The sequence below is a fragment of the Streptomyces cinereoruber genome (assembly GCF_009299385.1).
Lineage (GTDB): Bacteria > Actinomycetota > Actinomycetes > Streptomycetales > Streptomycetaceae > Streptomyces > Streptomyces bikiniensis.
Window position 1 is genome coordinate 752,368 of sequence record NZ_CP023693.1, and the last position, 21,166, is coordinate 773,533.

Genomic DNA, 21,166 nt, shown 5'->3' on the forward strand with positions numbered 1-21,166 from the left:
GTTCGGGGGCCGCGCCTCGCGCGCGGCCCCCGTCCGCCCTCCGCTCAGGGCTTGTTGGCGAGGGCCCCGAGGTACTGGTTCATCTGCTTCATCCGCGCGTCCACCCGGCCCGTGCGCTCGGACACGGCCCTCAGCTCGTCGCGGACCGCCAGCAGGGCCAGGACCACGGCCCTCGCGGTGGGGTCCGACACGTCCTCCAGGGCCGCGCGGACCTCGTCCGCCGCCGGAACGGGTCGGGATGCCTGTGCCATGGCTGCGCCTCCTGTCCGGCCGACCGTCGGCCGTTCTCGTCCGTGTGCCCCCGAATGCCCCGTTCGCTCCTCTCCGGTCACGCTCAGAAGGCGTACCGCACCCGCAGCCACGGGGCGCGCGCCTCGATCAGGCGGCGCAGCGACTCGACGGCGGACGCCTTGGTGCCCGTGCGGTAGCGCACGTTTCGCGCGCCGTTCTCGGAACGCTTCGGCTGCTGGAGGTCCGGGCGCCACAGGACCTCCTCGGCACGGGGGTGCCATCCGAGGTTGACCTCGTGGAGGTCCTCGTTGTGCGTCAGCGTGATGACCTCCGCCGCGGCCTGGTCCTTCACCCTGCGGGGGAGCACGTCGTCCATGGCGCGGAGCAATTCGTCCCATGCCCGTTCCCAGCCCGGACGGATCACCACCGGGGAGAGGTTGAAGTGGACCTCGTACCCGGCGTCCAGGAAGTCGGCGGCCGCGGCCAGGCGGTCCGGGACCGGGCTCGTCCGGACGTCGAGGAGTCTGGAGTCGTCCGGCGGCATCACGGAGAAGCGGATCCGCGTGCGGCCCCGCGGGTCGAGCCGCAGCAGGTCCGGGTTGACGAACTTGGTGGCGAAGGACGCCTTGGCGGTGGGCCACCGGCGGAAGGCCCGGACCAGGTCGGCGGTGTTGTCGCTGATCAGGTCGTCGACCGAGCAGTCGCCGTTCTCCCCGATGTCGTAGACCCAGGCCCGGTCGTCGCACTGGTTGGGTTCCCGCTTCGGTCCGGCGGCGGCGACGTGTCGGCCCAGGGCGGCCAGGACGCGGTCCACGTTGGTGAAGACGGTGACGGGATTGGCGAAGCCCTTGCGGCGCGGGACGTAACAGTACGCGCAGGCCATGGCGCAGCCGTTGGAGAGGCCGGGGGCGATCCAGTCGGCGGAGCGGCCGTTGGGCCGGACGACGAAGGACTTCCGCTCCCCGAGGACCAGGGTGTCGCGCTTGATCCTCACCCAGCGCTCCACGTTCCCGGCGTTGCCGTGCAGGTGCGGGACGCGCCAGTGGGACTCCGTCTCCACGATCCGGGCTTCGGGGAAGCGCGCGATGATCTGCCGCCCCCGCAGGGAGTCCGCGGCGGCGGGCTCGGCGTGGATCTCCGCCACGTCGAGCATGCGGCGCGCCCGCTCCCCGTCGCGGAACGGCCGGTCGTGCGTCTCTCCGGCGGGGGCGGCCGCGAGCTCGCCCACGTCGAACAGACCCTCGGCCCCCTCCCCCGGTCCTTCGGAACGCCTTCGCATGTCCACTCCGCTGCGCTGGGCCGACACGCGCCGCCGGGGCGGGCGCTGTCGGCGGCCGGATCTCTGCCGCGGCGTCCTCCAGTGTAGGGAACCGGTCCGCCGGAGGGCCGCACGCGGCGGCTCAGGAGGGGGCGGACCCGCCGCGGTCCGACGCGGGCCAGACGTAGGGGAGGTCGTCGGGCACTCCCGGGAAGAGGTCGCGGTAGACCTCCGGGGCCTTGCGCACCAGCGCGGACCGGTGACTGCGGTGGAACGCGGGGTCGCCGAGCCAGGGTGGCAGCTCGCCGGCCGCCGCGAGCTCGTCCTGCTCCCTCACCCCTCCTCCGGGGGCCAGGGCGAGGTAGTCGCGCGTGAGGGTGGCGGCGCAGGTGTCGGAACGGCCCCCGGCCGTCCAGACGCCGCAGACGTCGAGGCCGTAGCGCACCAGGGCCTCCTCGTAACCGGCCCACATCCGCACCGCGGGGTGCCGGCGCCAGCCGTACCCGGGGACGGTGAGTCCCCGGAGGACCTGGAGGGCCTCGACGCGCTGCTTGCCCAGCCGCTTCGGGTCGAGCACGGCGGCCGAGTCCGCGAATCCGGCATAGGGGAGAAATGTCTGCACGGAACAGCCTTACCCGTTCTCCGGCTCGCCGCCTCCGGATCGCGGGGGCGTGATCGGAGCGGAGCCTCCCCGAGCCCGATCCGGCCCCCGTCCCCGGCCCCCGTACGTCACCCTGCGCACGTCGTTCGCCCGGGTCTCGCGGTCGGCGGGGCCGGCCCCCGCGGTCCTCACGGGGACGCCTGCGAAGAGGTCGACGCCCATGACGCCGGGACGGGACCGGTGGCGCGGGGAAGGCGCCGGAGACGCCCTAGGGCGTCTCCTCGGGGGTCGCGGTGTGGTCGCGGTGGCCGTGCGTGCGCCGCCGCTCCTTCATCTCCGCCTCGTAGAGGTGGGGGCGGCCCCCGGCGAGGGCCTCGACGGCGTCGCGTTCGACCTTCTTGAACGGCTCGTAGTACGTCCGGTCGTAGGACTCGACCACCTGGAACGTCCAGTGTCCCGGGATGACGTTGCGGCCGAGGACCTCCCGTTCGACGAGCGCGGCCCACTCCTCGTGGCCGGCCCGTCCGAGCAGCGCCACCGCCCTGTCCAGCTCCAGGTCGGCGGTGCCGGTGAGCTGGTGGAAGGAGTACAGGTGGCCGCGGGCCCGCTCGGTGGTCTCCAGGGCCTTGGAGAGCGAGCCCAGCGCCTCCACCGTGAGGTCGTCGACGTTCTCGGGCCGCACGCGGCGGCCCCGGTGATCATCATCGTTGGTCATGTACCCCCCTCTGCCCCCGGTCCGGGAGGGGCACACCCGACCGGGTCCCATGTGGTCCGGCCGGGTCAACCCGCCGGGCGGCGGGGGCGCGGGTCAACGGCCGCCACGGTCCGGCCCCTCCCCGGCCGCGAGGCCGCCGGGTCCGAGCAGCCCCGTGGGGCGCAGGGCGCCCTCCTCCTCCAGACGGGGCAGGGTCCTCGCCGAGGACCACGCCACGAGCGCGGGCAGGAGGGGGCGGACGGGCTGCACGAGGCGCAGCCAGGGGGGCGCGTAGACGGTGGCGGAGCGGCGGCGGACCGCCTCGGCCAGCCAGGACGCCACCTTCTCCACGGGGTACACCCTGCGCGCGGGGCGCGGCATGTGGGCGCGGAGCTCGCGCAGGACGTCGTGGGCGTCCACGTCCCGCACCATGTCGGTGTCCGTCCAGTGCAGGTACGCGATGCCGACCGCGACGCCCCGGTGGGCGCACTCCGCGCGCAGCGACCGGGCGAACGACTCGGCCCCCGCCTTCGAGGCGCAGTAGGCGCTCATCATGGGGGCCGACCCGAAGGCGGCGGTCGAGGCCACCTGGAGGAAGTACCCCCGCGAGGCGAGCAGGCCGGGCAGGAACACCCTGGCCGTGGTCGCGCTGCCCATGAGGTTGACCTCGACGACGCGGTTCCACGTCCTCGGATCGGAGGCGACGAACGGGCCGCCCTCGGCGACGCCCGCGTTGGCGATCACGACGGAGGGCTCCCCCAGGTCGCGCGCCAGCCGGTGGGCCGTCCGCTCCATGAGGTCGTCGTCCGTCACGTCGACCTCGTAGCACCGGCTCCCCGGGGGCAGCTCCCGGGCCACCCGTTCCAGGGTCTCTCGCTCCCGGCCGAGCAGGGCGATGCGCATGCCCCGGCCCGCCAGTTCCCTGGCGAGACCGGCTCCCAGGCCGCGTGCCGCGCCCGTCACGACCGCCGTCCGCCCCCGCAGGGGGTTGTCGCGCGACATGTTCCTCCAAGCGGTGGCCGGATTCTTCCCGGTTCTCCTCCCCGCCGGTCGCGGGCACGCCCCCATGGCACCACCGGGCCCTGCGGACCGCTCTCCGACTGCGCCGAATGCCGCACCGTCCCGATTTCCTCCGCGCAGGTGTGAAGACGCGGATCGGGGGCACGCGTCGCCAGGGGCGTGAGCGCCGGGAGGCGCGTGACCGACACCCCCGACCGGTGACGTATCGTCGGAACCGGTTTCGAACGTCAGTACAGGTGAGGGGAAGGGTCATGGACAACGAGGACTCGAAGCGTTTGCTGGAACTGCTGACCACGCGGCAGTCCGAACTGGTGGCGCAGTGGGAGCAGACCGTCGGAGCCTCGTTGCGCGGGCGCGTCAGCAGCGCGGAACTCGGCCGGGAACTGGGCGAGCTCTACGACGCGATCCTGGACGCCGTGTCGAAGGGCGGCCTCGCCGGGCGCGGCGAGCACTTCGCCGTCGTGCGCAGCCTCCTCGTCGAGCTGTCGCGCACCCGGGCCCGGCAGGGCTTCACCCCGACCGAGACCGCCGTGAGCGTCTTCGCGCTCAAGGAGGTCCTGGAGTCCTTCCTCGGCGGGTCCGTCGAGGACGTGCGCGCCTACCTCCAGTTCTCCCGGCTGCTCGACGACCTGGGCCTGTTCACGGTGGAGGAGTACGCCCGGACCCGCGAGGAGATCATCTCCGCGCAGTCCCAGCAGCTGCTCGAACTGTCCACGCCCGTGGTGAAGCTGTGGGACGGGGTGGTGGGCGTGCCGCTGGTCGGCACGCTCGACTCCGCGCGCACCCAGGTGGTCATGGAGAAGCTGCTCCAGGCCCTGGTGGACTCCAACTCCGCGCACGCCATCATCGACATCACCGGTGTGCCGGCCGTCGACACGCAGGTCGCGCAGCACCTCCTCAAGACCGTCGTCGCGGCGCGGATGATGGGCGCGGAGTGCACCATCTCCGGCATCCGGCCCCAGATCGCGCAGACCATCGTCGCCCTGGGCATCGAGTTCGGCGACATCCCCACGAAGGCGACCCTGGCCGACGCCCTGCGCCACGCCCTGGTGGAGATCGACAAGGCCGCCGCGGCCCGTCCGGCGGGCCTGCTGTGAGCGACCGCGTACCGGTCCTGAAGATCGGTGACATCCTCCTGGTCTCGATCCAGGTGGACCTGGAGGACCAGATGGTCCTCGACCTCCAGGACGACCTGTCCCAGCAGATCGTCGCGACCGGCGCCCGCGGCGTGGTCATCGACATCTCGGCGCTGGAGATCGTCGACTCGTTCGTCGGACGGATGCTGGCGACCACGGCCGCCATCTCCCGCGTCCTCGGCGCGGAGACGGTCGTCGTCGGCATGCGCCCGGCCGTCGCCATGACGCTGGTGGAGCTCGGCCTGTCGCTGGGCGGCGTCCGCACGGCGCTCAACCTCGAACTCGGACTGGGCTATCTGCGCCGGGCGCAGGACACCCCTCCGGCGCGCCCGTGAAGGAGTATCCGGCCGACGAGGCCTCCCGCGAGGAAGTGGCGATCCGGTCCAGCGGCGACGTCGTCAAGGCCCGCCAGACCGTGCGCGTCCTCGCCCAGCAGGCCGGTCTGTCCCTGGTCAACCAGACCAAGCTGGTCACGGCGGCCAGCGAGCTGGGCCGCAACACCCTCATCTACGGAGGGGGCGGCACGGCGGACGCGGTCATCGTCCGCGACATGGCGCGCGTCGGCGTCCGGGTGAGCTTCTCGGACACCGGCCCCGGCATCCCGGACATCGAGCAGGCCCTGACCGACGGCTGGACGTCGGGCAGCGGCATGGGTCTGGGGCTCAGCGGCGCACGGCGACTGGTCGACGAGTTCGAGCTGGACTCGGCGCCCGGCGCCGGAACCACGGTGACGGTGCTGAAGTGGGCGCGGTGAACCCGGTGTCCGGCTACGAGGTCGAGGCCGAGGACGTCGTGTGGCTGCGCCTCGACGTGGCCGTCGCCGCGGCCGCCCGGCGGGAGGCGGCGCGGCTGGCCCGGCGCGTCGGCATGCCCACGGACCGGGTGGCGGAGATCGAGCTCGCCGTGACCGAGGCGGCCACCAATCTGGAGAAGCACGCCCGGGACGGCGCCCTGGCCCTGCGGGTCGTCACCCTCCGGGGCCGGGCCGCCCTCGAACTCCTCTCCGTGGACAGCGGTCCGGGCATGGCCGACGTGGGCAGCGCGCTCACGGACGGCGTGTCCGGCAGCGGCACCCTGGGCGTGGGCATGGGGGCGATCGCGCGGTTCGCCGGCGTCTTCGACGTCCACTCCCTGCCCGGCCGCGGTACGGCCCTGCTCGCGCGGTTCTGGGCGGGGGACGGCACCGACCCGTTCGCCGGGACCGACGAACCCGAGGTCGCCGGTCTGACCCGTCCGATCAGCGGCGAGGAGGTCTGCGGGGACACCTGGGCCGCGCGCACCGAGCACGGTCCCGACGGCGCGCGGGCGGTCACGGTGATGATGTGCGACGGGCTGGGGCACGGTCCGCTGGCGGCGCTCGCCGGCGAGCGGGCCCGGGCCGCCTTCCGGGCGGGCCCCCACGGGAGCCCCCAGGACGTCGTGCGGGCCCTCCACGCGGAGCTGCGGGGCAGCCGGGGCGCGGCGATCACGGTCGCCCGGGCCGATTTCTCCCGGGGGACCGTCGAGCACTGCGGGGTCGGCAACATCAGCGCCTTCGTCGTCGGCGGCGACCGGCGGAGCACCCTCCTCTCCCTTCCCGGGATCGTGGGTCACCAGCTGCCCGCGCTCCGCCTCTTCCGGACCCCCCTGGACCGTGACGCGGTCCTCGTCCTGCACTCCGACGGCCTGAGCGACCGCTGGTCGCCGGCCGACTTCCCCGGTCTGTTCACCCGGCGGCCGGCCGTCGTCGCGGCCCAGCTCCTCGGGCAGGCCGGGGTGCGCCGCGACGACGCCGGTGTCGTCGTCGTCCGGGCGGCCCGCGGGTGAGCCGGACGCACGTCGACGGCCTCTGCGTCCTTCCGCTGGCCGTCGAACGGGACGGGTTCGAGCTGCGCAGGCGGGGGCAGTTGGTGTGTCGGGCCCTGGGGTTGGAGGGCCACGAACTGGTGCGAGTGGTGACGGTACTGAGCGAGGTGGGACGTGATCTCCTGGGCGCCCCGGGGCTCCAAGTGGACCTGCACGTGGCGAGTCCCCTCCGGGAACCCGAGCTGTTCCGGGCCCGCTTCACCTGGAGCGGGCCCCGCGTCCCCGGCCGGGAGGCGCTCGCCGCGGCCGAGCGGCTCCTGGACCACTGCGCGTACGAGGCGTCGTCCGAGGGGCACGCGTTGACGGCCGGTCAGCGGCTGCCCGCCTCCCAGGAGGGTCCGGGGCAGCGGGCGGAACGCGCCCGCGCGGCGCTCCGCGACTCGGGCGACCTCAGCATGGCCGAGGAGCTGCGGACCCAGAACCGCCAGCTCCTCCGGGCGCTGGAGGAGTCCAGGGCCCAGCAGGAGGAGCTGCAGCGGCTGAACGCCGAACTGGAGGAGACCAACCAGGGGGTGGTCGCCCTCTACAGCGAGCTGTCCGCGGAGCTGGAGGAGACGAACACGGGCGTGGTGGCCCTCTACGCCGAGCTGGAGGACAAGACCCGGCAGCTGCGGCTGGCGAGCGAGGCCAAGACCCGGTTCTGGGCCAACGTGAGCCACGAGCTGCGGGCCCCGGTCAACTCGGTCATCGCGCTCGCCCGTCTGCTGCTCGCGCCCGGCGCCGACCCGCTGACCGAGGAGCAGCGCCAGCAGATGTCCCTCATCGCCGGCTCCGGCAGTACGCTCCTGGCCCTGGTCGAAGAGCTCCTGGACGTGGCCAAGGCCGAGTCGGGGCGCCTCGAACCCCATCTGGTCCCCACCGATCCGCGGACCCTGCTGCACCAGCTGCGCGGGACGCTGCGGGGCATGGCCCGCGACGGGGTGCGGCTCGACATCCCCGACGTCGAGGACGTGCCGGAGCTGGTCACCGACGAGGTCATGCTCACCCGGATCCTGCGCAACGTGCTGTCCAACGGCCTGAAGTTCACCACGGCCGGCGAGGTCCGCCTCACGGTCACGGCCGAGGAGCGGGCCGGGCGTCCCTGGTTCGTCTTCACCACCACCGACACGGGCATCGGGATCCCCTCCGACCAGCAGGACCGCGTCTTCGAGGAGTTCTACCAGGTCCTGGGCACCCATCAGCGGGGACAGCCGGGCACCGGCCTGGGCCTGCCCTACGCCCGCAGGCTGACCAGTCTGCTGGGCGGCGTCCTCACCCTGACCAGCGAGCCGGGCGCCGGGACCTCGGTACGGGTCGAGATCCCGGCCTGCCACGACCTCTCCTCCCCGGGCGCGCAGCCGGGGGGCGCCGGCGGCGCGCGGGTGGGGTCGCTGGTCGTCGTGGACGACGACCCGACGTTCGTCGAGCTGCTCCGGCCGGTCCTGGGCCGGGTCGCGCGGAAGGTGACGGAGGTGTCGGTCAGCTCGCGGGCCGTCGACGTCATCCGCGCGGAGCGGCCCGACGCGGTCCTGATCGACCTGGCGATGCCGGCCCCCGACGGGTACGTGCTCCTCCAGGTCCTGGCCCGCGACCCGGAGACCGCGCACATCCCGGTCGTGGTCCTGACCTCGACCGACCCCGGCGACGTGGACCGCTCCCGGCTCACCCACGCGCGGGCCGTCCTGGGCAAGACGCACCTGACGCCCGAGCGCATCGCCCTGGCCCTGGCCCTCGACCCGGCCGGGCCCGATCCCACCCCGCCGGCGGAGACCGGCGGACGGCACACGTCCGGAGGAGCCACGCCGTGATCGCAGGCCGGCACCCGTCCGACCACTCGCCCGCGCGCGTCCTGGTCGTGGACGACAACCCGACCAACCGCTACGTCCTGCGGACCACTCTGTCCCGCGCGGGCCACACCGTCGTGGAGGCGGAGGACGGCACCGGGGCACTCGCGCTGCTCAAGGACGCCGACGCCCTGCCGGAGGTGGCCGTCGTCGACGTGCGGCTGCCCGACATGACCGGCTTCGAGGTCTGCGAGCGCATCAAGGCCGACCCGGCGACGGCGGCCCTCCCCGTCCTGCACGTCTCGGCGTCCGCCATCACCGTCGACGACCGCACCCAGGGGCTCAACCGGGGCGCGGACGCCTACCTCACGGAGCCCATCGCCCCGGACGAGCTCCTCGCCACCGTCACGGCCACCCTGCGCTACGCGCGGGCGCGCCGCCGGGCCGAGCGCCTCGCGGACCGCCTGCTGCACCTGAACGAGGCGACGCTGCTCCTCTACAGCGCGGACAGTGCCGCCGGGGTCGCCCGGGCGGCCGCCCGGGGCGCGTCCATCGTCCTGGGGGCGCCCGCCGTGGCGGCGATCATCTCCCCGCACGGGGAGCCGGCCTCGGCGGCCTGCGCCGGCACGGGCGGGCAGGCCTCCCCGGACGCCGTCGCCGACGTGCGGCTCGACGCCCGCGACCTGCCCCCGCACCACGGGCTGGGGGACCGCACCGGGACGCGGCTCGCCACGGTCCACGCCCGCGACTGGCCCGGCTTCCCGCACGGCCCCGTGTCCCGCGGCAGGCTGACGGTGGCCGTGGCGCGCGCCAAGCCCGGCCGGCAGCCGGTGTGCCTCGCGGTCCCCGCGGAGGCGGTCGCGACGCCCGACGACGAGCAGCTCCTGGCCCAGCTGGCCCAGGCGTGCGCGCTCGCCCTGGAGGCCCTGCGGAGCTACACCGAGGAGCACGACCTGGCGCTGACCCTCCAGCGGAGCTTCCTGCCCGAGACGCTGCCCGACTCGCGTCTCGCCGACCTCGCGGTGCGCTATCTGCCCGCCAGCGACCACGCGGAGATCGGCGGCGACTTCTACGAGGCCCTTCCGACGCGGGGCGGGCTGCTGCTCGCCGTCGGCGACGTCGCGGGCCACTCCCTCGACGCGGCCATGCTCATGGGGCAGGTGCGCCACGCGCTGCGTGCCTACGCCATCGAGGGGCATCCGCCGCACGGCATCCTCGGGCGGCTCGACCACCTGCTGGCGGCCGTCGGGGCGCGGCTGACCCTCACCCTGTGCATCGTCTTCGTCGACGAGACCACCGGTCTGCTGCACATCGCCAATGCCGGCCACCTGCCGCCGCTGCTGCGCACTCCCGACGGGTCGGTGCGCTCCCTGGACGAGCACGGCCCGCTCCTGGGCATAGGCCTCCCCCACCCGGTGAGCACCGAGGTGGCGGCGCCGCCCGGCTCGATCCTCGTCATGACCACCGACGGTCTGGTCGAACGCCGCCGTGAGAACCTGGAGGTCTCCCTGGAACGCCTCGAATCCGCCCTCGGCGGCCTCCCGGCGGACGTGGAGAGGATCTGCGACGGTCTCCTGGAGGCGTTCCCGCCCAACGGGGAGGACGACATCGCCCTGATGGCGGTGCGTTTGACAGGCGATGGGCGGTCCCTCACATTGTGAGGCTTGTATGTGCATGTGCCCGACGGGTTGCGATCCCGACGTCGAATGCGAGACGGTTGCCCCAGGACAACTGTCGTCCATAGCAGGAAGGTGGTGAGGTGCGCGCCGCGCGCCTCCGTTTGTGACTGCTTCCCGCGGTTCCCCCGCCCGTCCGTCCGGCAGCGGCCTCCAGGCCGATGCGGCGTGGATCGAGGCTCCCTATCCCGTACTGGTCGTGGACCGGCACGGCGGTCTCGTGCGGATCAACGAGGCCGCCCGGCTCCTCCTGCCCGACGCCGCGAGCGGCGACTGGCTGCACGAACGGGTGCCGTCCTGGCTTTCGGACGCCCACCGGCGCATCTGCGACGGCCTGTCGGACGCGAGATCCGGGCCGCTGACCGGGCGCATCCGCGACCGCCTCCTGGAAGCGCACCCCACGACGGGCGACGACGGCGACGTGGTGTGGTGGCTGGTCGACGAGACCGACCGCCTCTTCGCCGAGACGACCCTGGTCGACGTACGGGCGCGGTCCGAGATCCTCGCCGAGGTCTCCGGTGCGCTGCTGTCCACGCTGAACGTGGGGCGCTGCATGGAACTGGCCTCCTCGATGGCCGCGGAACACCTCGCCGAGGCCGCCGTCCTCGTGGCGCCGCCCCAGGGCCGGCGCCATCCGTTGACCTTCGCCCGTCGGGGCGGACCCGTCACGCAGTCCCTCCGGCAGGTCGACGTCTCCGCCGTGCCGGGTCTCGCCGAGGCCCTGCAGGGCTTCCCGCCCGTGCCGGCCCGTTGGATCGACCCCGCCGACCTCCCCGACTGGGTGGTGCCCGAAGGCTTCACCTCGCCGGTCGGTTCCGTCATCGTCACACCGCTTCCCGGTCACGGGGTGCCCGCCGGGGCGCTCATCCTGCTGCGCTCCGGCACCGAGCGGGCCTTCAGCGAGAGCGAGGAGGTGTTCGCACGCCTGTTCGCCGCGCGTGCCGGGGCCGCCCTGTCCGCGGCCCGCCTCTACACCGAGCAGGCGGCCATCACCACCACGTTGATGCGCGAACTGCTGCCGCCGGTGCTGCACCACGTCCGCGGGGTCGAGTACGCCGGCGGCTACCGTGCCTCGAAGGACCACGAACGGGTCGGCGGGGACTTCTACGACGTCCACCCCAGTGCCGACTCCTCCGGGGAGACCCTCGTCGTCCTGGGCGACGTCGCGGGCAAGGGCCTGGACGCGGCGGTCCTGACCGGCAAGATCCGCAACACCCTGCACGCCCTGCTCCCCCTGGCCGAGGACCACCAGCGGGTCCTGAACCTGCTCAACGGCGCGCTGCTCTCCTCGCACCACACCCGCTTCGCCACCCTCGTCCTCGCCTCCGTGCACAACCAGGACGGCCGGACGCGGCTGCGGCTGACCAGCGCGGGGCACCTGCCGCCGCTCCTCGCCCGCGCCGACGGCACGGTGGAGGAGGTCGCCACCCGCGGCACCCTGGTCGGCGCGCTGCCGGCGGTCGAGGCCCGGACCGTGGAGACCGTGCTCGCCCCCGGGGAGACGTGCCTGCTCTACACCGACGGCATCGTCGAAGCGCGGGGCGGTCCCCTCGGGGACGACTTCCTGGGTACGGAACGCCTGAAGAGGGCCCTGGCCGAGTGCGCGGGCATGCAGGCGGAGGCGGTCGTGGAGCGGATACAGATGCTGGCCGCCCAGTGGCTCCGCGAGGGCCGCCACGACGACATGGCCGTCGTGGCGATCACCGCCCCCAGGGCCTCGTCGCTCACCACGGACGAAGAACGCGGCCGGAACGGCGGGAGGAACACGTGAGGCAGGCCACCACGACGGACACGGTGGCGGAACGGCTGTGGAGGGCAGCGGTGGAAGGCGACGAACCCGCCGCCGCCTCGGTCGTCCACGAAGCGCTCGACGGGGGCGTGCCGGAGGAGACCCTGCTCCTCGACGTGCTCGCGCGGGTCCAGGCGCGGGTCGGCGTCGAGTGGGCCGCCGACCGCATCACCGTGGCCCAGGAACACGCCGTCACCGCCATCAACGAGCGGATCGTCGCCTCCCTGGCGCACCGCCGCATCGGCGGTGGCGCCGCGCCTTCCCGGGGCCGCGTCACGGTCAGCTGCGTCGACGGCGAGTGGCACGCGTTCCCCGCCCGCCTCGTCGCGGAGGTCCTCTCCCTGCACGGCTGGCGGGTCGACTACTTCGGGGCGCAGACCCCGACCCCGCACCTGGTCGCCCATCTGCACCAGAGCAACCCCGACGCCGTCCTGCTGTCCGGATCGATCCCGACCCACCTGCCGGCCGCCCACGCCGCCATCACCGCCTGCCAGGCCGTGGGCGTCCCGGTTCTGGCGGGCGGCCGCGCCTTCGGCTCCGACGGCCGGTACGCGCGCACGCTGTGCGCCGACCGGTGGGCGCCCGACGCCCGCGGCGCGCTCGCGGTCCTGGACGAGGGCGTGGCACGGCCGAGCGCCACGGCCGGCCGGCAGATCGTGGACGACCTGCCGCACCTGGCCGACCAGGAGTACACGATGGTCGTCCGATCCCGGCACCGGCTGGTCAAGCAGACCCTGGCCGACCTGGAGGACCGGTTCCCCCCGATGCGCGCGTACGGCGACCTCCAGCGCGAGCGCACGGCGGAGGACATCGCGCACATCGTCGACTTCCTGGCCACCTCGCTCTACGTGGACGACGCCGAGCTGTTCACCACGTTCCTCACCTGGACCGCCGACGTCCTCGGGGCCCGCCGCGTCCCCGCCCGCTCCCTCGTGGCGGCCCTGGACGTCCTGGCGGAGCAGCTGCGTGACTTCCCCCGTGCGACGCGCTCGATCGAACGGGGCGCGGCCGCCCTGGGCGCGCACGCCCTCCGTACCGGCCCCGGCACCCGCTCATGAACGGATTCCCCCCCACCGAGTTCGTCCTCGGCCTCGCCCGCGAGCCCGGCTCGCTGTACGTGCGCGTGATCGGGGACCTCGACTACGACACCTGCGACGAACTGGTCGACGCGGTCACCGAGCACCTGACGGGTGACGGGACGCCGCCGCGGGGCATACGGCTCGACTTCGACGGTCTGACGCACATCGACTCCTCGGGCCTGTCCGCCCTGCTGCTCGTCCACCGCCGGGCCAGCGCCCTCGGCGCCACCCTCCATCTGGACAACCGCCCGGACTTCCTGGAGCGCATGCTCCACATCACCAACGTCCTGGACCACCTCACCGGCCCGCCGCCGGGCCCTCAGTCCGGTCGGTCGGCGGGCTGACGCAGGCGGAGCCGGGCGACGACCTCCTTGCCCGTCCCCAGGTCGTTGTGGTGCAGCCGCTCGCACAGGAGGACGACCAGGCGGAGGCCGTGTCCTCCGGAGCGGCGGGCGTCCCGTTCCCGGACGACCGGTGGCCGGGAGGAGCCGTCGCGGACGGTGACGTCCAGCAGGGAGCCCCCGGGCGACAGTTCGAGGAGGAGCGCGCCGGGGCCGGGGGCGTGCCGGTAGGCGTTGGTGACCAGTTCGGTCACGACGAGCTGGGCGTCCTGGCTCGCCCGGTGGCCGGGAGGATGTCCCGCCAGGGCTAGCAGGGTGCGCGCGGCGTGCCGGAAGTCCGCGACCGGCGCGTCCGCCGTCTCCCAGACCATGCTGAACCGCATGGGCGCCGCCTCTCCCTGCCCGTGCGGGGCCGGTGCGTGGTCGAATCGTCTGACGGAGTCCCCCCGGCCGCTTCCCGGTGCCGCCTCCCGTTCCTCGCCGCGGGTCACGGGCCTCAGCTGGCCGGGGAGGGGCCCGTGCTGACGATCCGGAAGTGGTCGAGGGTCCCGCTGACGTCCAGGAGGCGCAGCACCGCGGAGTGCAGGGGGCCGATCAGCACCAGTTCGCGTCCGTCCGCCTCGTGGCGGCGCCGGGCTTCGAGCAGCGCGTTGAGGAGCATGCTGTCGGCGAACGTCACCCGGGAGAGGTCCACCGCCGTCATCGGGGAGGCCGCCTCGTCGGCCGCCGTCCAGGCGGCCTCGACCTCCTCCACGTCGTCATGATCCATCTCGCCGCGCATCGTGATCAGGAAGACCTGCTCGTGTCGCGTGAGGTGCACTTTTCCCTCGGGGACCGCATACATGCCGTCATCCTCACATCGGCGGACGCCGCCACGCCAGCCGCCCCCGGACGGGCGGGCCGCTACGGGGCCCGGACAGCCGGGCCCGGAGCGCCGTCCGCTTCCGCGGTCCGGCGTCGCCGGAGTACCGCCGCGAGCATGGTGATCAGGACGCCGGCGACCGCCCAGGCCGAGAGCACCAGCAGGGCGGAGGTCATGTCGTTGCCGTGGAAGTACGAGATCGAGCGGGCCGCCCAGGTGCCCGCGCCCGGTGGCAGGGCCGGGCCGATGGCCTCCCAGAACGGTGGCAGCATCGGCGCGGGGAAGGCGCCGCCCGCACTCGGGTTGCCCGCGATCACGACCAGCAGGATCGCCAGGCCGATGCCGATGACGCCGAAGAGGCCCTGGAGGGCCAGGGTGGCGGCGCCGACCGCGAAGATGAGCAGGGCGCCGAGCCCCCACAGGGCCCACACGCTGCCCGGCAGGGCTCCCAGGACCGGTCCGACGATGACCGCGCCGCCGAGGCCTCCGGCGAGGGCGACCAGGGTCATGGTGCCCAGGCGGGTGGCCGCGCGGGTCGGGTTGGCCGGGCGGGCGCCGGCGCTGATCGCCAGGATCGACGCGCACAGGTAGGCCCCGACGCACCAGCCGATGACCAGGTAGAACGAGGACAGGCTGTTGAAGTCGTGGGGCGAGGACGGGGCCACGTCGACCGTGCGGACGGTACGTCCCTGGTTCTTGTCCACGGCGGCGAGGAGCGACTCCAGCGCGAGGGACAGGGCCCTGCCGCCGCCGGAGGCGACCAGGAGCGTGTCGGTGGTGCCGGCCGGGCGCACCACGAGCGCGCCGTCGATCTCCCGGTTCACGAGCTGCTGCCGCGCGGTCCGCTCGTCGGGCAGCGCGCGCGGGTCGAGCGGCGAGCCGGGCAGTCCCTCCAGCCGGGCCACCGTCTGTCCGGCCACGGCCTGCGGTGCCACCACGCCGAAGGGCACGTCCTTGAGCCTGGGCTCGTGCAGTGCGCCCACGTAGGAGGCGACGAACAGCAACTGGAGGGCGATCACTCCGATGACCAGCAGGGTGGCCCGCGGGGTGACGGCGTCCTTCACCTCGGACAGGGTGCTCTGTTTCATGTCCCCCACGGTCCTGGGGGTCCGGTGTCCGCGCAGCCGGAGGGCACCCGAACGGCTGTAGTACGCGCGCGTGGGACGGCCCGCGCCCCCGGAGCGGCTCTGCTCCGGGGGCGCGGGGCGCGGGGTGCGGGAGGTGCGGGTGGCGCGGGTGGCGCCGGTCAGAACTGGAGCGACCAGGCGTTGACGTAGCCGGTGTCGTTGACCCAGTTGTCGGTGACGCGGAGCTTCCAGGTGCCGTTGGCGGCCTTGGCGGAGGCGTCGACCGTGAACGTGCCCTGGACGTGGTCGGCGCTGTCGGAGGAGTTGTAGTTCTTCAGGACGAACGCGCCGCCGTCGGGGGCGACCAGTTCGACCTTCAGGTCGCCGCGGAAGGTGTGGCGGATGTCGACGGTGACGGCCAGGTTCGCGGGGGCGTTGCCGGTGACGCCGGTGACGGTGATCGGCGACTCCACGGTGGCGTTGTCGCGGATCTGGACGTCGTCGGTGTTCTCGAACCTGTCGCCGGTGGGCGGCGGGGTGGTGCTGCCGGTGCCGGTGTGGAGGAGCTTGTTCGGGGAGCCGGTGCGGGGGTCGGTGACCTTGCCGGAGGTGGCGTCGGCGACCAGCTTGTCGCGGACCTGGGCCGGGGTCCAGGTCGGGTTGGCGGCGAGCAGCAGGGCGGCCGCGCCGGCGACGTGCGGGGCGGCCATGGAGGTGCCGCTCATCGACTGGGAGGCGGTGTCGCCGGAGTTGGACGTGGAGACGATGCTGTCGCCGGGGGCGAAGATGTCCAGGCAGGAGCCGTAGTTGGAGCCCTGCCCGTTGGACCAGCCGGTGGCGCGGGCGTCCCGGCTGTTGGTGGCGCCGACGGTGATGGCGGCCGGGGTGGAGGACGGGGAGTAGGAACACGAGTCGGCGTTGTTGTTGCCGGCCGCCACGACCCAGGTGACGCCGGAGGCGATGGAGGCCGCCACCGCGTCGTTGACGGACTGGGTCTTGCCGCCGCCGATGCTCATGTTGGCGACGGCGGGCTTCTGGGCGTTCTTGGTGACCCAGTCGATGCCCGCGAGGACCGGGGCCCAGGTGCTGCCAGAGCTTCCCTGGCAGTTCAGCACCCGGACGCTGACGAGCTTGACGCCCTTGGCGACGCCGTACGCGCCGCCGCCGACGGTGCCGGCGACGTGGGTGCCGTGGCCCTGGCAGTCGGAGGCGTTGGAGTCGTTGTCGATGAAGTCGTAGCCGCTGACCGCGCGGCCGCCGAAGTCGCGGTGGCTCATGCGGATGCCGGTGTCCAGGATGTACGCGTTCACGGTGGAGGCGGTGGTGGCGTACGTGTAGCTCTTGTCGATCGGCAGGTCGCGCTGGTCGACGCGGTCCAGGCCCCAGGAGGGCGGGTTGGGCTGGGTGTCGACGGCGTACGCCACGGCGTCGGCCTCCACCCGGGCCACCGACGGGTCGGCGGCCAGCTCCTTCGCCTCGCTCTCCGTCATCTTCACCGCGAAGCCGCGCAGGGCGGCGGTGTAGGTGTGGCTCACCTTGCCGGCGTGCCGCTTGGCCAGGGCCTTCGCGGAGGCGGGTATGTCGGCGCGGGCGACCGAGTCCTTGAAGGTGACGATGTAGGAGCCGTCGACCGCGCCGGGGCGGTCCGCGCCGACGATGCGGCCCTCGCCGCCGCCCGGCGGTACGGGGGCGGCCGTGGCCCCGGCGGCGGAGGCGGCCCCGGCGAGCAGGGCGGCACTGGCGCCGACGGCGAGCAGGCGCCGGAGGGCGCGAGCGTCGAACTCCATGGTTTCTCCCTTGAGATCCCTTGAGAGGTGTCCGGGCCCGGCTCGGGCCCGGAGGGGGGACACCCGCCGCCCCGGTGGCTCCGGACGCGCTCCGTCGGTGGTGGAGAGGGCGCGTCCGGAGGCCGGCCGCCGGATCGCCGGGACGCGATCCTGTCGGGATCATGACAATGAGCCGGACGTGGCGGTCGTGCGGGCGCCTTCGGGTGTCGGCGCCCACGGCGGTGGGGCGGTGTGGCGCGTCGTACGGAGTCGGCTCCGCACGGCGCGGGTCCGGCCGTCCCCGCACCCCGCCGGCTGGGGACCGGAGTGTGCGGGACGGCGTCGCCGGACCGCCCAGAGCTTCGTCCGGCCGGGAGGAACACAGCAATCCGTAGCGCTACCCAAAGAGCAGGAACGGCGGCCGGGACGACCGCCCGCATTCCGTAGGTGGTGGACCCCTATTGCGACCTCGGCCGTCCGGAGGGTAGACCACCTGCCCAACGGGCGGCCCCGGCCCCGGTCGTACGGGAGGCCTTCCGGACGCGTGGTCGGTGAGAGGCGGAGCCGTGGAGAGACGTTCCTTCGATACGGGTTCCTCCGGTGCGGGGCCTTGCGGTACGGGATCCTCCGGCACGGACTCCTTCCGTGCGGGCTCTTTCCGTGCGGGGCGCGGCGAGGGGGCGGCCGGCGGGGGCGGGTGCGCGGAACGGGCCTCCACCGGGCGGGCCCTCACCCGTCGGATCTTCGTCGGGCGGGCGGAGGAGACGCGGCGGCTGCGGGAGGCACTGCGGGCGGGGCCGGGCCTCACCGTCGTACGGGGAGAGGCGGGGACGGGGACGTCCCGGCTGGTGGACGAGGTGCTCGACCGGGCGGAGTTCGCGGAGTGGACGCAGCTGCGCGGGACGTGCCCCGACGCGGCGGACGCGGTGCCGCTCGGGCCCGTCGCCGACGCGCTGGCCGGGCTGCCGTACCGGCCCGGCCTCCCCGACCGGGCGCTGCCCGCGGTGGCCGGGGCCGTCGGCCTCCTCGTACCGGAACTGGCCGACCGGCTGCCGGACCCGCCCGCCGGGGCGTCCGATCCGGAGGTGCGGCGCGGGCTGCTGCCGCGCGCGATCGGGGCGCTCCTCGCGGCCGTCGGGGACGCCGTCCTGGTCGTGGAGGACGTCCACCGCGCGGACCCCGCGACCCTCGCCCTGCTCCGGCGCCTGACGGGCGCGATGCCGGCCGGGCTGCGGCTCGTGGTCACCGAGGACGCGGCGGCCGGGCCGCCGGCCCTCGGCGTCCGCGTCCCGGACGGGGTACGGGTCGAGGAGATCGAGGTCCGGCCCTGGGCGCCCGGGGAGACGGACGAGTTCGTCGGGCGGTGGCTCGACGCGCACCGGCCGGACCGGACGGACGAACAGGAGGAACTCGCCGCCCTCGTGCACGAACTGACCGACGGCCTGCCCGGAGCCGCCGGAGAACTGCTGCGGAGCGCCGGGGAACTCCTGCGGGAGGACGGCCCCTGCCGGAAGGATGACGACGGCCCGACGGGCCTCTGGCCGGGTCGGGACGACCGCGTGACGGGCCGCCGGGCGGACGAGACCGAACGGATTGCCGGCCCTTGGGCGGGCCCGGACGACCGCACGGCGGGTCCTCGGGAGGGCAGGGCCGACAGGTCGGCCGGCCCTCGGGCGAGTCGGGGCCGTCGCGAGAGGGGGCCTCGGACGGGCGCGGGCGGTCGGGGCGCGGAGACGTGGGTGGGGGCGGGTGGGCCGGTGTGCGCCGCCGTGGGTGAGGTCGGGGTGCCCGTGCGGGTGCGGCGGGAGCTGGCCCGGCGGTGCGCGCCGCTCGGCGAGGACGCGCGGCGGGTCGTGGAGGCGGCGGCCGTCCTCGGCCTCGCGGTGCCCGTCGACGTGCTCGCCGAGGTCGCGGACCTCGCGCCCGAGCGGGCCGAGGAGGCCGTCGAGGCGTGCGTACGCCGGTCCGTGCTGCGGGCCGACGGGCCGTGTCCCGTCTTCCGGCACCCGCTGGACCGCCGGGCCGCGCTGGCGTTCCTCTCCGGGCCGCGGCTCGCCCGGCTGAGCCTGCGCGCCGCCCGCGCGCTGCGCCGGAACGGCGGCGGGCCGCCGCCGCTGGCCGACCTCGCCCGGCTGTACGCGGCGGCCGGACGGGTCCGCGAGGCCCTGCGCTGCCTCGTCGCCGCCGCCGACCGGGCGGCCGCCGCCGGCGACTACGCGACCGCCACCGGCCTCTACACCCGGGCCGTCGCCGAGGACCCGCGCGCGGAGGGCCGGATCCGTACCGCCGCGAAGCTGGCCCGCACCGCGCAACTGGCCCGCGCGGGCGAGCCGGTGGTGGCCGCCGTGCGGCGGGTCCTGGACGAGGACGGCCCGCCGCCCCGGCTGCGCGGCGAGATCCGGCTGCACCTGAGCGTCGTCCTGCGCAACCAGAGCGGAGGGGCGCTCGACAGCCTCAACGAGGTCGCCCGCGCCATCCCCGACCTGGAGGCCTCCGACCCGCAGACCGCCGCCCGCGCCATGGCGGTCGCCGCCATCCCCTCCATCAAGGGCTGGCCCGTCGAGCGCCACCGGGAGTGGCTGGAGCGCGGCGAGGCGCTCGACGGCCGGGTCGCCGACCCGGTCGCCCGGGCCGCCGTCGCCGCCAACCGCGCCACCGCCCTGATGCTGCTCGGCGATCCGCGGGCCTGGACCGCCGCCGAGGCGCTGCGCGGCCCGGCCGGGTCCGCGATGGAGGCCGCGCACCACGCCCGGGGCTGGACCAACCTGGCGCACGCCGCCAGCGCCCTCGGGTACGGCGCGCGGGCCCGGGAGTTCCTCGACCGGGCCGCCGACGGGCTCGCCGACACCAGCAGCCCCTACCTGGAGGGGCTGACCCAGACCGCCCGGCTCGTGCTCGCCTGGCACGAGGGGCGCTGGCAGGGCCTGCACGGGGCCGCCGACCGCACCGCCCGGCTCTACCGGGAGATACCCGACCTGACGTCGGAGGCCACGCTGGTGCGCGGGCTGACCGCGCTGCACGTGCTCGGCGACGTCCCCCGGGCCCGCCACGACCTGGCGGAGGCAGCCCGTACCACCCGTTACGACACCGGTCTCATCCTCACCGCGTCCGCCGCCGCCACGGCCCGCGTCCATCTGGAGGCCGGGCGGCCCGGGCAGGCGTGCGAGGCAGTGGAGGAGGTGCTGCACCGGCTCGACCTGACGGGCGGTTGGGTGTGGGCCGGGGAGGTGCTGCCCGTCGCCGTGGAGGCCCTGCACGGCAGCGGGCAGACCGCGCGGGCGCGCCGGCTCGTCGCCGACTTCGCGGCCGGGATCGACGGCGGCGACGCGCCCGCCGCGCGGGCCGCCCTGACCGTGTGCCGGGCGCTGCTCGCCGAGGCCGGGGAGCGGCCGGAGGAGGCCGTCGGACTGCTGGCGGAGGCGGAGGAGCGGTGGCGGCTGCTCGGCCGTCCCTTCGACGCGGCCCGGGCGGCGGAGGCCCGGGGCCGCTGCCTGCTCGGTCTGCGCGGGGAGGCGGCGGCCGACGAGGTCCGGGAGGTGGTGGAGGCCTACCGGCGGCTCGACGCCCGCTGGGACGTGGCCCGCTGCCGGCGGCTGCTGCGCCGGCACGACATCGTCACCACCCACCGCCGCGGCCGGCTCGGCTACGGCGACCGGCTGTCCCCGCGCGAGCAGGAGGTGGCCCGGCTGGTCGTGCAGGGGCGCGCCAACCGGGACATCGCCGAGAGCCTGGTGCTCTCCACCCGGACCGTGGAGCACCACGTGGCGCGCATCATGCGGAAGCTGAACGCCGCGTCCAGGGCCGACATCGCCCTGGCGGGGTGGGGGGACGGCGGGACGGAGGCGCGTCGGCGGTAGCCGGGCGGGGAGGTCGCCGGCGGTCCGCCCGGAAGGGGTGTCGGACCCCTGTGGCAGGGTGGGTCGCGGGCGGGGGAACCGTCCTCGACGGCCCCGGAGAGCGCAGGGAGCAGCACGTGGACGACCCCGGTACCAGCACGGACGGCACCGGTACGGAAGGCACCGGCGCGGACGGGACCGT

Annotated in this window: 19 protein-coding genes; 10 read left to right on the forward strand and 9 right to left on the reverse strand. The window is 74.8% G+C overall.

All coding sequences use genetic code 11. The annotated features are described in order from the left end of the window. Positions 1–44: 44 nt before the first annotated feature. The 5 genes from CP977_RS03420 to CP977_RS03440 form a co-directional block, all read right to left on the reverse strand. Entirely contained in the window at positions 45–251 is a 207-nt protein-coding gene (locus tag CP977_RS03420) for a hypothetical protein (RefSeq protein ID WP_062757345.1), read from the reverse strand. A gap of 83 nt (positions 252–334) precedes the next feature. Continuing rightward, positions 335–1,510 carry a spore photoproduct lyase family protein gene (locus CP977_RS03425; RefSeq protein ID WP_079131374.1) on the reverse strand — a complete coding sequence of 392 codons (1,176 nt, stop codon included), beginning with the start codon at positions 1,508–1,510 and terminating at the stop codon, positions 335–337. 121 nt (positions 1,511–1,631) lie between these two features. Beyond that, complete coding sequence (locus CP977_RS03430) at positions 1,632–2,111, reverse strand: MSMEG_6728 family protein (RefSeq protein WP_062757347.1); 480 nt, start codon at positions 2,109–2,111, stop codon at positions 1,632–1,634. A gap of 247 nt (positions 2,112–2,358) precedes the next feature. Continuing rightward, positions 2,359–2,805, reverse strand: a complete 447-nt coding sequence (locus tag CP977_RS03435) for a hypothetical protein (RefSeq protein ID WP_062757349.1) — start codon at positions 2,803–2,805, stop codon at positions 2,359–2,361. Between the two features lie 93 nt (positions 2,806–2,898). Beyond that, complete coding sequence (locus CP977_RS03440; RefSeq protein ID WP_062757351.1) at positions 2,899–3,786, reverse strand: SDR family oxidoreductase; 888 nt, start codon at positions 3,784–3,786, stop codon at positions 2,899–2,901. Positions 3,787–4,055: 269 nt separating this feature from the next. Between CP977_RS03440 and CP977_RS03445 the strand changes: the two genes are divergently transcribed. From CP977_RS03445 to CP977_RS03485, 9 genes are all read left to right on the forward strand, one after another. Then, positions 4,056–4,901 carry an STAS domain-containing protein gene (locus tag CP977_RS03445; protein ID WP_062757354.1) on the forward strand — a complete coding sequence of 282 codons (846 nt, stop codon included), beginning with the start codon at positions 4,056–4,058 and terminating at the stop codon, positions 4,899–4,901. Further along, positions 4,898–5,275, forward strand: a complete 378-nt coding sequence (locus CP977_RS03450) for an STAS domain-containing protein (protein WP_062757357.1) — start codon at positions 4,898–4,900, stop codon at positions 5,273–5,275. The genes CP977_RS03445 and CP977_RS03450 overlap by 4 nt, the downstream gene beginning before the upstream one ends. Further along, positions 5,272–5,694 carry an anti-sigma regulatory factor gene (locus CP977_RS03455; RefSeq protein WP_062757359.1) on the forward strand — a complete coding sequence of 141 codons (423 nt, stop codon included), beginning with the start codon at positions 5,272–5,274 and terminating at the stop codon, positions 5,692–5,694. Before CP977_RS03450 ends, CP977_RS03455 begins: the two co-directional genes overlap by 4 nt. Beyond that, on the forward strand, positions 5,691–6,746 hold the full coding sequence (locus CP977_RS03460; protein ID WP_152371490.1) for an ATP-binding SpoIIE family protein phosphatase: 1,056 nt from the start codon (positions 5,691–5,693) through the stop codon (positions 6,744–6,746). Before CP977_RS03455 ends, CP977_RS03460 begins: the two co-directional genes overlap by 4 nt. After that, positions 6,743–8,572: an ATP-binding response regulator gene (locus CP977_RS03465; protein WP_269145158.1), complete on the forward strand. Its 1,830-nt coding sequence runs from the start codon at positions 6,743–6,745 to the stop codon at positions 8,570–8,572. Before CP977_RS03460 ends, CP977_RS03465 begins: the two co-directional genes overlap by 4 nt. Then, the gene (locus CP977_RS03470; RefSeq protein ID WP_104860605.1) at positions 8,569–10,209 is read left to right on the forward strand and encodes a fused response regulator/phosphatase; all 1,641 of its coding nucleotides are present in this window, start codon (positions 8,569–8,571) and stop codon (positions 10,207–10,209) included. The genes CP977_RS03465 and CP977_RS03470 overlap by 4 nt, the downstream gene beginning before the upstream one ends. A gap of 121 nt (positions 10,210–10,330) precedes the next feature. Then, positions 10,331–11,995 (forward strand): PP2C family protein-serine/threonine phosphatase, encoded by a 1,665-nt coding sequence (locus CP977_RS03475; protein ID WP_152369582.1) that lies wholly within the window; start codon positions 10,331–10,333, stop codon positions 11,993–11,995. Continuing rightward, positions 11,992–13,071, forward strand: a complete 1,080-nt coding sequence (locus CP977_RS03480) for a cobalamin B12-binding domain-containing protein (protein ID WP_152369583.1) — start codon at positions 11,992–11,994, stop codon at positions 13,069–13,071. Before CP977_RS03475 ends, CP977_RS03480 begins: the two co-directional genes overlap by 4 nt. Beyond that, positions 13,068–13,436 (forward strand): STAS domain-containing protein, encoded by a 369-nt coding sequence (locus CP977_RS03485; protein WP_063915220.1) that lies wholly within the window; start codon positions 13,068–13,070, stop codon positions 13,434–13,436. The genes CP977_RS03480 and CP977_RS03485 overlap by 4 nt, the downstream gene beginning before the upstream one ends. Here CP977_RS03485 and CP977_RS03490 read toward each other — a convergent pair. From CP977_RS03490 to CP977_RS03510, 4 genes are all read right to left on the reverse strand, one after another. Next, positions 13,412–13,816, reverse strand: coding sequence for an ATP-binding protein (locus CP977_RS03490; protein ID WP_062757367.1), 405 nt, complete (start codon positions 13,814–13,816; stop codon positions 13,412–13,414). The genes CP977_RS03485 and CP977_RS03490 overlap by 25 nt on opposite strands. A 113-nt stretch (positions 13,817–13,929) precedes the next feature. Continuing rightward, entirely contained in the window at positions 13,930–14,253 is a 324-nt protein-coding gene (locus CP977_RS03495; protein ID WP_062757369.1) for an STAS domain-containing protein, read from the reverse strand. An 83-nt stretch (positions 14,254–14,336) separates the two neighbouring features. Continuing rightward, positions 14,337–15,383, reverse strand: a complete 1,047-nt coding sequence (locus CP977_RS03500; RefSeq protein ID WP_152369584.1) for a YhgE/Pip domain-containing protein — start codon at positions 15,381–15,383, stop codon at positions 14,337–14,339. A 158-nt stretch (positions 15,384–15,541) separates the two neighbouring features. After that, entirely contained in the window at positions 15,542–17,149 is a 1,608-nt protein-coding gene (locus CP977_RS03510) for a S8 family peptidase (protein ID WP_152369585.1), read from the reverse strand. Between the two features lie 719 nt (positions 17,150–17,868). Here CP977_RS03510 and CP977_RS03515 point away from each other — a divergent pair. Beyond that, a complete protein-coding gene (locus tag CP977_RS03515; protein ID WP_372460735.1) occupies positions 17,869–20,985 on the forward strand; it encodes an ATP-binding protein in 3,117 nt (1,038 codons plus the stop codon). Positions 20,986–21,166 lie beyond the last annotated feature (181 nt).